This window comes from Lysinibacillus sp. EB271-A1-10B (assembly GCF_058791335.1).
Window position 1 is genome coordinate 232310 of the sequence record NZ_JBYTDL010000004.1, and the last position, 12696, is coordinate 245005.

The following is a 12696-nucleotide window of genomic DNA, read 5'->3' on the forward strand; positions in this document are numbered from 1 at the left end:
TTGCTATCTCATTTGTTTTTTTCGTTCATTCGCCATTTTTAGAAGCTCTGTTGCGTGCTGCAATGTTAAATCTGTAATTTCCGCTCCAGATATCATGCGACTGACTTCTTCGATACGAGCATTCGTATCTATTTCCAGCAATGACGTAAATGTTCGATCATGCTCGACTTCTTTTTTAATAAAATAATGATGATCAGCCATCGCAGCTACTTGTGGTAAATGCGAAATACATAAAACTTGAGAGTTAATGGATACTGCTGCAATTTTTTCTGCGATTGCTTGCGCTACGCGACCACTTACACCTGTATCTACTTCATCAAAAATAATAGATGTAATGCCATTTGACGATGAGAAAATCGTCTTTAACGCAAGCATCATACGCGATAATTCTCCCCCAGAAGCAATTTTCGGCAAAGATTTTGGTGGCTCGCCTACATTCGTAGAAATATAAAAAATTACTTGATCTTTTCCGTTTGCATCAAAGAAAGATAATTCATCAAAATTAACAATAAATTTTGCTTTTTCCATATGTAATTCACGCAGCTCGGCCATAATAGCTTCACTTAAATTATGTGCAGCTTCTTTTCGAACAGTAGAAAGTTCTGCAGCAAGCTCCTCAAGTACCGTCTCCATTTCCAGCACTTTTCGTTCTTTCACTTGCAAAATTTCGTCTCGATTTAATAGTTCATTTAGCTCTGTTTTAATTTTATCGTAATACGCTAAAATCTCTTCAACTGTTGAGCCATATTTGCGCTTCAAATTTTGTAATAAGGCTAAACGTTGCTCAACCTCATTTAAACGGGCAGGATCGAATTCTAATTCGTCCAACACATTTTTAACCTGATACGCAGCATCTTGTAACGCATAAAATGCAGTAGTAACAGATTCGGATGCCTCTTTAAATTGTTCGTCAATAGTGGCAGCATCCTCTAAGGCTCCCATTGCATTGCCAATCCAGTCAAGGCCTTTCGATTCACCTTGAATGGCTTCATAAGCTGCACTGGAGCGTTCAAAAATCTTATTGAAATTCATTAGACGACGGCGTTCATCAAGAAGCTCATCTTCCTCGCCAAGCTTTAAATTGGCATCCTCCAGCTCTTTCATTTGGAATTGATACAAATCAATACGTTGCGCCATTAACTGCTCATCAATCGAAATCGAAGCTAATTCTTTTTTTAGTGAACGATATTCATCATATTGAGAACTGTATGCCTCTTGAATTGGTGTAAGTTGTTCCTCGGCAAAATGATCAAGTAAAGAGATATGCTGCTTCTCATCCATTAATTCTTGATTTTCATGCTGACCATGAATATCGATAAGGCTAGCCCCAATATCACGTAAAACAGATAATGGCACAAGTTTACCGTTTACTCGACAAACACTTTTTCCAGAATCATTTAAATCACGGCGTAAAATAATGGTATCTTCTTCAATTTCAATGCCTGCCTCTTCAAGTTTCTTATGAACAGGATGCCCAGAACTTGAAATTTGAAATAAACCACCTAATTCTGCCTTTTTAGCTCCATGACGAATAAATTCGGTATTTCCTCGTCCGCCAGCAAGTAAATGCACTGCATCGATAATAATGGATTTCCCTGCTCCTGTTTCACCTGTTAAAACAGTTAAACCACCTGAAAAACTAACAGTTAAATCCTCGATGATGGCAAAGTTTCTTATACTTAGCTCTCTTAACACAAAATGTCACCTCTGTATCAAATTACCCTGCTATTTTATAGCATTTCTAATAAGCGATTTTTAGTATTTTCACGCTCATCTTCATTACGACAAATAATTAATATAGTATCGTCTCCAGAAATAGTCCCTAAAATTTCAGGCCAATCTAAATGGTCTAGTAATGATGCAATAGCATTGGCATTACCAGGAAGAGCCTTCATAACTAAAAAGTGTGTTGCACCGTCAATACTGACAAAAGCATCAGCTAACGCACGATGTAATTTTTGTATAGGATTGAATCGTTGGTCTGCGGGTAGGCTATATTTATAGCGTCCATCTTGTAAAGGTACTTTAACAAGATGAAGTTCTTTAATATCACGTGATACTGTTGCTTGTGTCACATTATAGCCTGCATCTTTTAAAAAATCGACTAAATCATCTTGCGTTTCGATTTCATGATTGGCAATAATATCCCGAATTCGTATATGTCGTTGTCCTTTGTTCATCTCGGTCACCTCTTATAAATAGTTGAATATTTGTATATTTACACTACCATTTTAAACATAAAAGCACAAGAAAAAACACGGCTCTGTAAACGAGCACGTGTTATTTTAGTGCACTATGCGCTTCTTCAACGAGTGTATTAAAAGCTGTATATGCAGAGACATCTTCATCACCAATAGGATTCACTAAATGGAATAAAAATTCAATATTCCCCTCGCCTCCTGTAATTGGCGAAAACGAAGCATCCTTAACGACAAAGCCAACCTCTGTCGCCATTGCAGCTGTCTTTTCTAAAACATCTAAATGTACTTTTTTATCACGAACAATACCTTTTTTACCGACATTCTCTTTCCCAGCCTCAAACTGAGGCTTTACAAGTGCCATTACATCGCCACCTGGCATTAACAATGTTTTTAAGACAGGTAAAATAAGTGATAATGAAATAAAGCTGACATCAATTGTTGCAAAGTCTGGTAAGCCCTCTGTTAAATCTGGCGCTGTCGTATAACGGAAATTTGTTTTTTCCATGACAGTTACACGTTCATCAGAACGGATTTTCCATGCTAGTTGGTTGGAACCAACGTCCAATGCATAGCAATGTCTTGCACCATTTTGTAATGCACAATCGGTAAATCCTCCTGTAGAGGAGCCAATATCTAGCATTAGCTTCCCCTCTACAGACATATCAAAAATTTGTAGCGCTTTTTCTAGCTTCAAGCCGCCACGGCTAACATATTTTAAATCAGAGCCTTTTACTTGTAGCGGTGCATCAATAGCGATTTTTTCCCCCGCCTTATCGATACGAATTTCATTAGAAAAAACAAGCCCTGCCATAATAGAGCGCTTTGCTTTTTCTCGCGTTTCGCAAAGCCCACGCTCTACAAGTAAAATGTCTACACGTTCTTTTGGATGTTTTGTCATTATTTATTCAAACCTACTTGCTGTTTTTGTTGAAGTAACACATGCATTCGTGCCACTGTATCTTCAGCCGTCATATGAATTTCAGCGAGAAGCTGGTCTACATTACCATGCTCAATAAAATGATCCGGTATACCCATACGATCGATCAGTGCAGTTAAATAGCCATGGTCATGGGCAAATTCTAATACACCACTACCAAAACCACCTTTTAGAACCGCCTCTTCAATCGTTAATATTGGTTTACGGCTTGATAATATACGATGAAGCATATCCTCATCCATTGGTTTAATGAAGCGAGCATTGACTACTTCTATCTCTACACCTTGCTGTGCTAAAATACCGGCTGCTTCCATTGCCATTGGAATCGTTGTACCAAAGGTTAAGATCGTAGCATCCTTACCTTCACGTAACACTTCCCAGCTACCAATTGGTAACGTCTTAAGCTCATCGTCTAACGGAACGCCTATGCCATTACCTCGTGGATAACGTAACGCAATTGGACCACCATCATATTCAATGGCTGTTTTCACCATATGTTGGCCTTCATTTTCATCTTTTGGCATCATAATTGCCATATTTGGAATATGACGAAGGAATGCAATATCAAATACACCTTGATGGGTTTCACCGTCTGCGCCAACTAAGCCTGCACGGTCAATTCCTATAAAGACATTTAAGTTTGGACGTGCGATATCATGTAATACTTGGTCATAGGCACGTTGAAGGAACGTTGAGTAAATGGCTAAAAATGGTTTCATTTTTTGCGTCGCTAGACCTGCTGCCATCGTGGCTGCATGTTGTTCGGCAATCCCCACATCAAAGAAACGCTCTGGGAAATCCTTTTGGATACCTTGTAGTTTCGAGCCCACCGGCATTGCAGGTGTAATTGTGACAATTCGTTTATCTTCATGTGCAATTTTACGAACAGTCTCGGCAACCAAACTACTCCAAGCTGGACCTTTCGTCTCTGATTTTACAAAGGCACCATTTTCAATTTTATAAGGGCCTGTCCCATGCCAATTACCGATTGTATCATCTTCAGCTGGTTTATAACCTTTGCCCTTTTTCGTAATCACATGAACAAGCACTGGACCTTTTACTTTTTTAGCTTGTGATAAAGTTGCCTCAAGAGCTTCGAAATCATGTCCATCAATCGGCCCTAGATATTTAAAGCCTAACTCCTCAAAGAACACACCTGATACCACTAAATATTTTAAGCTATCCTTTAAGCGTTCAGCAGTTGAAGCAAGCTTACCGCCTAGCACAGGAATCTTATTCATAAGGGATTCCAGTTCTTCTTTTGCTTTTGAATATTCCTTGGCTGTACGAAGACGTCCCAGTACATTGTGTAACGCTCCGACGTTTGGAGCGATTGACATTTCATTATCATTTAAAATGACAATCATATTCGTTTCAGCATGACCGATATGGTTTAATGCCTCTAGTGCCATACCACCTGTTAAAGCTCCATCTCCAATAATTGGTATCACGAAGTTCTTTTCATTTTTAATATCACGTGCTGCAGCCATACCCATAGCTGCTGACAAAGATGTCGAGCTATGACCCGTCTCCCACTCATCATGTTCACTCTCCACATGCTTCGGAAAACCACAAAGTCCTTTGAACTGACGTAATGTGTCAAATTGACTTGCACGACCTGTCAAAATTTTGTGCACGTAAGCTTGGTGGCCAACATCCCATAAAAACTTATCTTGTGGACTGTCAAACATTTTATGGAGCATAATCGTTAACTCCACAACACCCAGGTTCGGCCCGATATGACCACCTGTGACAGAACATTTTTCGATTAAGAAGGCACGAATTTCTTGTGCAAGTCGCTCAAGCTCCTTCTTATCTAAGTTTTTTAAAAAGGCTGGACTAGTTATCTTATTTAAATCCACCTTTCTCACACACCTTTTCAATAAATTATTCACCGTAATTGTGTTTCCACCATTATAACAGTGTTATCAATATGCTAAAAGTACGAACACTTTATTGTTTGCACATTGGCAAACGCCCTCACCTATTCTAGCATACTCTATGCCTTTAACGCCTCGTTTTTATCCTAGTTTTTACGATGAACAATATAGGCTGCAAAATCACGTAATAAGCTGGCATCCACTTGCAATTTATCTAGTGCGTTATTGGCATGCTGATAATGCTCAGCAAGCTTTTCCTTTGCCCCATCTAAAGTTAGCAGAGCTGGGTATGTGCTTTTATCACTTGCTACATCTTTACCTGCAGTTTTCCCTAGTTCTTCTGTAGTTCCCTCAATATCTAAAATATCGTCTTGAATTTGGAAGGCAAGGCCGATATGATGCGCATATTCTTTTAAAGTTTCGCGCTCTTCTTGCGATACATCAGCTAACACCGCTCCCGCTTCAATACTAAATCGTAGTAAAGCACCCGTTTTATTAATATGGACATGCTCAAGCTCAGCTAAGTTCAGCTGACGCTTTTCACCTTCTATATCGAGTACTTGACCCCCAACCATACCTTCTGCACCAGCTGCTTTACTTAACAGACCGACAAGTTCAATACGTTTTTCAGCTGATACTTCCATGCGTGCTAAAATGCCAAACGCAAGTGTATTCAATGCATCACCTGCAAGTGTCGCTAATGCATCGCCATAAACTTTATGGTTTGTCGGCTTACCTCGACGGAAATCGTCATTATCCATACTTGGTAAATCATCATGGATTAACGAATACGTATGGATGATTTCAATGACTGATCCTACAGTTAAACCATTCTTTAAATTTTGTTTGTATAGTTCAAGAACAGCCAAAACGAAAAGAGGGCGAATACGTTTACCTCCAGCTTTTAATGAATAAAGCATTGACTCTTTTAAATTGGCTGGTGCGTCAATTTTCTCAACTAGTGTAAACATTTCAGCTTCAACTTGTGGTATGTTGCTTTCAATAAAATGCTTTAATTGCTCGTTCATTTCTTATTTCTCTCCCTTTAGTGGATCAAATGCTGTCGTTTCACCTGTCTCTTGGACAATTGAAATTAACTGCTCTTCAGCATTTTGTAGCTTGCTATGGCAAAATTGCGAAAGCTCCATGCCTTGTTTATATAAATCAATCGCATTTTCTAGCGGCACATCACCTTGCTCTAGCTGGCGGACAATTTCCTCAAGTGCCGTCATTGCTTCTGCGAAAGTTTGTTGTTTCTCTGCCACAATTATTCCCCCTCATTTTTAGGCAAGATCTTTACCACATCAGCAATTACCTTTCCATCATGGAAAGAAAGTGTTAATTGATCCTGTGGCTTAACATCAGCTGCTGATTTCAACATTTGTTGATCTTTATAAGCTACCGTAAAGCCCCTTGTTAATATGGCAAGCGGATTCAATGCTTCTAAAGTTCTGACGGTTGCCTCAAATTGTTGTTTTTGCTTCGTTACATAATGTGTTGTAGCACGAGTTAATTGTTGGACATGTGCTTCTAGCTCTCGTTGATGGAAAGCTAATGCTTTTTTCGGTGAGTGCTGCTCTACTGCACTACGTAATTGTTGAAACTGCGCTGTTTTCTTCATTAAATCGACCTGCATTGCTTTTTGCAATCCCGACTCAAGTTGTGCTAGCCTTTCCGTAAATGGTCGATATAGACGTTCTGGCATTGACAGCGGATAAGACTGTTGGAGCTTATTTAGACGTTGCCGTTCTGCAATAAGTTGCGCTCTTACAATTTGGTGGAGCTGTGATTTTTGTGTAAGTACCCGCTGAAATAAATCCTGTTGATCAGGTACAGCCATCTCAGCCGCTGCTGTTGGTGTCGGTGCACGCAAATCAGCTACATAATCCGCTATAGTTGTATCTGTTTCATGACCTACTGCACTAATAATAGGGATACGACTTTCAAAAATCGCTCTTGCGACAACTTCCTCATTAAATGCCCATAAATCCTCAATCGATCCTCCACCACGCCCAACAATCAGTACATCACAACTCGCATCAATATTTGCGCTCTCAATATTGCGAACAATATTTGGCGCTGCTTGCGCTCCCTGTACAAGGGTAGGATAAATAAAAATTTCAGCAAGTGGATAACGTCTCTTTAATGTTGTACAGATATCTCGAATGGCTGCACCTGTTGTCGACGTTAAAACCCCGATTTTTTCAGGAAATCTCGGAATTGGTTGTTTCCATTCAGGTTTAAAAAGCCCTTCTTTTTGTAACTGCTCTTTCAGCTGGTTAAAGGCAACAAACAAGCTACCGATTCCATCTGGTTGCATTTCCTGTACATATAGTTGATATGTACCGTAGCCTTCGTAAACGTTTACATCTCCACGAATAAATACTTGCATACCTTCCTTAGGTTCAAACGCCAACTTTCCGGCTGCTGATTTAAACATTGTAGCCGCAATCCGTGCTCCATCATCCTTTAATGTAAAGTAAATATGCCCCGATTGATGAATCTTGACATTGGATAACTCTCCCTTTACATAGACTTCACGTAAATGCGGATCAGCATCAAATTTCCGTTTAATATATTTTGTTAATGCTTTTACAGTTAAATAAGAAGCAGATGTCATTTTTCCGGCTCCTTTACTAAAATCAAGTTTTTCACAAAACTACACCTATCATAACATTTTTTATTGTGCCTGACGTGCCAAAATACAGTTTCGCTTGAAAAAACGACTGTCTTTTATAGAAATGAAAACCTTACTATAACATATCTTAAGATCTCGTATTAGATAAAGTATGTCTTTTCGACGAAATAAGGGGTGGAGTTGCGTTTCTACTGAGTGCTTTGCTGGGGAGCGAATAGAAGAGTCCGAGTGACGGTAAGAAGACGGAGTGAGGGAAAAAACAGCTTCGACGACGGATAAAACAGGCGAAGTGACGGATTGAAACGACGGATAAAACTGGCCTAGTGACGGTATGAACCGCCAGAACGACGGATAGAATCGTCGAAATGATGGATAGAAGTCAAAAACCTACCATTTCATTTTTTCAACTAACAAGAAAACCTCATAACTATTTAAAGTTATGAGGCATTTTAAATTAATAAAATATTAAAAGAAGCGTACCTACAAGAAAGCAATAATATGTAAAGTAGCTAAGCTTGCCACTTTTCATGATTCCCATAAACCAACGCATTGCAAAATAAGTCATAAATAATGTCGCAATAAATGTCGCAGCATAAGGAATTGCTAATGCACTTTTATTTGGCTCATCTAAAAAATCTGAAATTCCAAGGACAACCCCTCCAAGACTTACAGGAATATAAAGCATGAAGGAAAATCGTAAAGCGGTTTCCTGTTTCATACCAACTGCAATGGCTGAAATAATCGTTGCTCCTGAACGACTAATACCAGGAGTTAATGCTACAGCTTGACCAAGACCTACGATGATGGCGTCTTTCGCAGTCAAATCCGCATCCCTTTTCGTACCACGCATATTACGAATTAGCCATAGGGCAATACCTGTCACAAATAGCATAAGTGCAATCGTTGTCATACTAACATTATCCGCAATAACATCACTTAATAAAACACCTAAAATGCCCGCTGGAATAGAACCAATCACAATGAATATGGAAAAACGAAAATCCGCTTTATAACGATTCTCTCCTGTTTTAAGATAAAGGAAAAAATTTGTGATGAGTCGGATAATATCCTTTCGATAAATATAGACAATAGCTAGTAAAGATGCTGTGTTCGTTAAAATAGCAAAAGTAAATCCTTGCTCACCAAGACCAAGAATTTCACTTGCAATCATAACATGCCCGCTTGATGATACAGGAATTGGCTCGGTAAATCCTTGGACAAGACCGATAATAATATGTTTGATAATCAGTATTAAATCTATGTTTTCCATAAAAACCTCCCTATTCATATGTATGACCCAAACGTTATATTAGACGTTAAAAACAACGTGAAAGTTCTCGAAATACTTAATCATACAAAAAAGCTATCTCAAAAAATTGAGATAGCTTTTTATAAAGAGTCATTCAAAATTATAGCTTAACTGTATGTTCAAGCTTATTTTCTGCTGCTTGAACAGTGTTGAATAGTAACATCGTAATTGTCATTGGTCCTACACCGCCTGGTACAGGTGTTATATGAGACGCAATTCCATCAACCTCATTGAAGTTTACGTCACCACAAAGCTTGTTGTTTTCATCACGATTGATTCCAACATCTATCACAACTGCGCCTTCTTTAACATGCTCTTTTGTAATAAAGTTCGCACGTCCAACTGCCGCAATTAAAATATCTGCTTGTTTAGTGAACGAAGGTAAATTTGGTGTTTTGGAATGCGTATATGTCACAGTTGCATCCTTTTGTAGTAGAAGTTGTCCCATTGGCTTCCCAACGATATGACTACGCCCTACGATGACCGCATGCTTTCCTGCTATTTCGATTCCTGAAAATTCAAGAAGCTTCATTACGCCAAACGGTGTACAAGGCAAAAATGTTTCTTGGCCAAGCATCATTTTCCCAACACTTACCGGTGAGAAGCCATCAACGTCTTTTTCAACAGCAATTGTGGCAATAACAATATCCTCATCAATATGTTTTGGGAGTGGTAATTGTACTAAAATACCATGAATATCTTCACGATTATTTAATAATTCAATTTGTGCTAATAATGATTCTTGTGTAGTTTCTTCTGGTAGTTTGATTAGCTCTGAAAACATACCGATGGCTTCACAAGATTTTTGCTTATTTCTCACATATGTAGCTGAGGCTTGGTTGTCTCCAACTAAAACAACCGCTAAGCCTGGTGTTAATCCTTGCTCTTTTAAACGCGTTACTCGCTCTGCTACTGAATTACGAATTTCTTGACCAATTTCTTTACCATTAATAATTGCACTTGACATAGACCTTAGTTACTCCTTCCAATTCAACACATGTTATTGTTCTGTAAATTTAGAAAGTACGCCATTAACAAATTTAGACGAACCATTGTCGCCAAATGTTTTGCATAACTCGATTGCTTCATTAAGTACTACTCTTTTTGGTGTTTCTGGCATGTATAAAATTTCGTATACAGCTAGACGTAAAACCGTTCTTTCAATTTTAGGTAAACGGGCAAGCGACCACTTTTCAAGATGCTGTTCTAAAGCAGCATCGATTTCCTCCAAATGTTCAACTGTTCCAGTAACAATCTTTTCATAGAAGACATTTGTTGGTTGGCCTTTAATATGACCCATTGCTTCTTCTACTGTTAGATCGGTATTGTCTAGCTGAAACAAAACTTGCAACGCTTTTTCGCGTGCTTCATGTCGTTTCATGTAAAGCTCTCCTTCTTAAGTGGCATTAAGGTTTATAATAGCATAAATTCGTAAGAGAAACACGAATTCAAGCAAGTTTTCAATAATCTGATACCTTTTTCAAGCAACTTTTTGCTTATTTTAACACCCTGCAATTAACTTTACTAAGAAATATATTGAAATTAAAAAATCATCCTTTATTATTTAAATACCAAGAATGTTATAATTAAGGAAATTAATTATCATCTTTTGAGGTGTTTATTACATGTACAAGCTACAAAAGAACTTTCAAAGTATATGAAGGGGAGGAACAATATAAACAATTCAAAGAACGCAAATCGCACCTATTTTATTGCGATGATTGTAAACATAAAATTCGTTTTGATGCGATACGAAACTTCTTTAGCTCTTACTAGTAAAGGCATTTTATGAATGAACTTAGAAAAATAACTATGCCTGCCCCATTACCTTCGGAGCATTATAGAAATATAAAACACTTTGTATAACCGCGACGAATACTTCCACACTATAAAAATCAATTAAGCATAGGCATAATTGTGTCCGTAACAGGCCGAAAGAAGTTAAAACAAATCTTTTGACCCTATAGTTACTATAGGGTTTATTGTATTACGTGGAAATATTCTAGTAGATTTTGATTCATGTATCGTGAAAGATTGAAGGAGAACAATATGAATAAGAAACAACTTTTAACCTTAAGTATTTTATTATCGAATTTATTCATTGCCTTTTTAGGTATTGGTTTAGTTATACCTGTGCTACCGACACTCATGAATGAGCTGAAAATTTCAGGCTCTGTCGTTGGCTATATGGTGGCCGCATTTGCTATCACTCAGCTTATCTTCTCACCGATTTCTGGTAAAATGGTGGATAACATTGGCCGTAAAATTATGATCGTTGCGGGTCTATTTATATTTGGTTTTTCAGAGCTATTATTTGGTCTTGGACGCTCAGTTGAAATACTCTTTATCTCACGTATGTTAGGCGGTATCAGTGCTGCTTTCATCATGCCTGCGGTAACTGCATATATCGCTGATATTACAACCTTGTCACAACGTCCAAAGGCTTTGGGTTATATGAGTGCAGCGATTAGTACGGGCTTCATTATCGGACCTGGTATCGGTGGATTTTTAGCCGAATTCGGAACGCGCATACCATTTTATGCTGCTGGTATACTCGGATTTTTAGCAGCGCTCTTGTCATTTATTTTACTAAAAGAACCGACACGTGCTGATGATGATGAACAGTCTGCACCATCAATTTTAGGCAGCATGAAGCGTATTTTTAGCCCACTATACCTTATTCCATTCGTGCTTATTTTCGTACTATCATTTGGTTTAGCTGCATTTGAATCGTTATTTAGTTTATTTGTAGATCATAAATTCGCATTTACACCTTCAGATATCGCGATTATTATTACGGGAAGCGGAGTAGTTGGGGCTCTTGCTCAGCTAATATTATTTGATTGGCTGACAAAGAAAATGGGCGAGATTAATCTTATCCGTTATTCACTCGTCCTATCTGCTGTTTTAACATTGGCTATGACATTTGTAAGCCACTATTTCGCAATATTATTTGTCACATTCTTTATTTTCGTCGGCTTCGATTTAATTCGTCCTGCCGTTACCTCTTATTTATCTAAAATTGCTGGTAATGAACAAGGATTCGTTGGTGGCATGAACTCCATGTTTACAAGTCTCGGAAATATATTCGGTCCTATTTTAGGTGGGGTATTATTCGATATCAATTTGAACTATCCGTATTACTTTGCAACAATTGTTTTAACACTCGGCGTTATCCTTGCTTTGTTCTGGAGAAAGCCAAAGCATATTGAAATATAATAAAGTAGCTATACTTAATCACTGCTAAACAATTTCCGTAAACAACGTAAAAAGAAGGATTGCCCTGTATAAGGCAACCCTTCTTTTTATTCTTGTACAGCTACTTCTTCTTTTTCAAAGAGAATGCCAGTAATATGGACATTCACTTCAGCTGTTTCAAGTGCAGTCATATTAAAAATCGCTTGGCGAATTTGAGTTTGAACTTCCTTCGCCACTTTTGGGATTGTATAGCCGTATTTTACAGAGCAAAATACATCAATGGCAATCTCACCAGTTTCAGTAACACCCGATTTAATGCCTTTATTGTGAACTTTTTTACCGAAGCGTTCAACTACGCCCGTAGCAATATTACCGCGAGTTGCAGCAACCCCTTCTACCTCGTTCACTGCGATTCCAGCAACAACCTCGATTACTTCAGCTGCTACTTCAATTTTCCCAAGTTCTTCTTTACCAGAAGGCGTTGGTTGTACGAAAGATTGTCCTACTTTCTCTGCCATACAAATATCATCCTT

12 protein-coding genes are annotated in these 12696 nt (G+C 38.2%); 1 reads left to right on the top strand and 11 read right to left on the bottom strand.

Annotation, left to right across the window (positions count from 1 at the left end):
* Positions 1-3: 3 nt before the first annotated feature.
* From recN to nusB, 10 genes are all read right to left on the bottom strand, one after another.
* Positions 4-1695 carry a DNA repair protein RecN gene (gene recN, locus AC3WSK_RS08470; protein WP_427484164.1) on the bottom strand — a complete coding sequence of 564 codons (1692 nt, stop codon included), beginning with the start codon at positions 1693-1695 and terminating at the stop codon, positions 4-6.
* Positions 1696-1730: 35 nt separating this feature from the next.
* Complete coding sequence (gene ahrC / locus AC3WSK_RS08475; protein WP_427484163.1) at positions 1731-2180, bottom strand: transcriptional regulator AhrC/ArgR; 450 nt, start codon at positions 2178-2180, stop codon at positions 1731-1733.
* 100 nt (positions 2181-2280) lie between these two features.
* A complete protein-coding gene (locus tag AC3WSK_RS08480) occupies positions 2281-3099 on the bottom strand; it encodes a TlyA family RNA methyltransferase (protein WP_079561798.1) in 819 nt (272 codons plus the stop codon).
* Positions 3099-5000: a 1-deoxy-D-xylulose-5-phosphate synthase gene (dxs, locus tag AC3WSK_RS08485; protein WP_492412052.1), complete on the bottom strand. Its 1902-nt coding sequence runs from the start codon at positions 4998-5000 to the stop codon at positions 3099-3101. The genes AC3WSK_RS08480 and dxs overlap by 1 nt, the downstream gene beginning before the upstream one ends.
* A 164-nt stretch (positions 5001-5164) precedes the next feature.
* Positions 5165-6046, bottom strand: a complete 882-nt coding sequence (locus AC3WSK_RS08490; protein ID WP_079561800.1) for a polyprenyl synthetase family protein — start codon at positions 6044-6046, stop codon at positions 5165-5167.
* 3 nt (positions 6047-6049) lie between these two features.
* Positions 6050-6283 carry an exodeoxyribonuclease VII small subunit gene (gene xseB / locus AC3WSK_RS08495; protein WP_427484160.1) on the bottom strand — a complete coding sequence of 78 codons (234 nt, stop codon included), beginning with the start codon at positions 6281-6283 and terminating at the stop codon, positions 6050-6052.
* 2 nt (positions 6284-6285) lie between these two features.
* Positions 6286-7638 carry an exodeoxyribonuclease VII large subunit gene (gene xseA / locus AC3WSK_RS08500; RefSeq protein ID WP_427484159.1) on the bottom strand — a complete coding sequence of 451 codons (1353 nt, stop codon included), beginning with the start codon at positions 7636-7638 and terminating at the stop codon, positions 6286-6288.
* Between the two features lie 472 nt (positions 7639-8110).
* Positions 8111-8926: an undecaprenyl-diphosphate phosphatase gene (locus AC3WSK_RS08505; protein ID WP_427484158.1), complete on the bottom strand. Its 816-nt coding sequence runs from the start codon at positions 8924-8926 to the stop codon at positions 8111-8113.
* Between the two features lie 139 nt (positions 8927-9065).
* Complete coding sequence (folD, locus tag AC3WSK_RS08510) at positions 9066-9932, bottom strand: bifunctional methylenetetrahydrofolate dehydrogenase/methenyltetrahydrofolate cyclohydrolase FolD (RefSeq protein WP_492412049.1); 867 nt, start codon at positions 9930-9932, stop codon at positions 9066-9068.
* Positions 9933-9965: 33 nt separating this feature from the next.
* Positions 9966-10346, bottom strand: coding sequence for a transcription antitermination factor NusB (gene nusB, locus AC3WSK_RS08515; protein ID WP_492412047.1), 381 nt, complete (start codon positions 10344-10346; stop codon positions 9966-9968).
* A gap of 668 nt (positions 10347-11014) precedes the next feature.
* Between nusB and AC3WSK_RS08520 the strand changes: the two genes are divergently transcribed.
* Positions 11015-12184: an MFS transporter gene (locus AC3WSK_RS08520; protein ID WP_079561805.1), complete on the top strand. Its 1170-nt coding sequence runs from the start codon at positions 11015-11017 to the stop codon at positions 12182-12184.
* An 86-nt stretch (positions 12185-12270) separates the two neighbouring features.
* Here the strand turns inward: AC3WSK_RS08520 and AC3WSK_RS08525 are convergent, their stop codons facing one another.
* On the bottom strand, positions 12271-12681 hold the full coding sequence (locus tag AC3WSK_RS08525; protein ID WP_079561806.1) for an Asp23/Gls24 family envelope stress response protein: 411 nt from the start codon (positions 12679-12681) through the stop codon (positions 12271-12273).
* Positions 12682-12696: the final 15 nt, after the last annotated feature.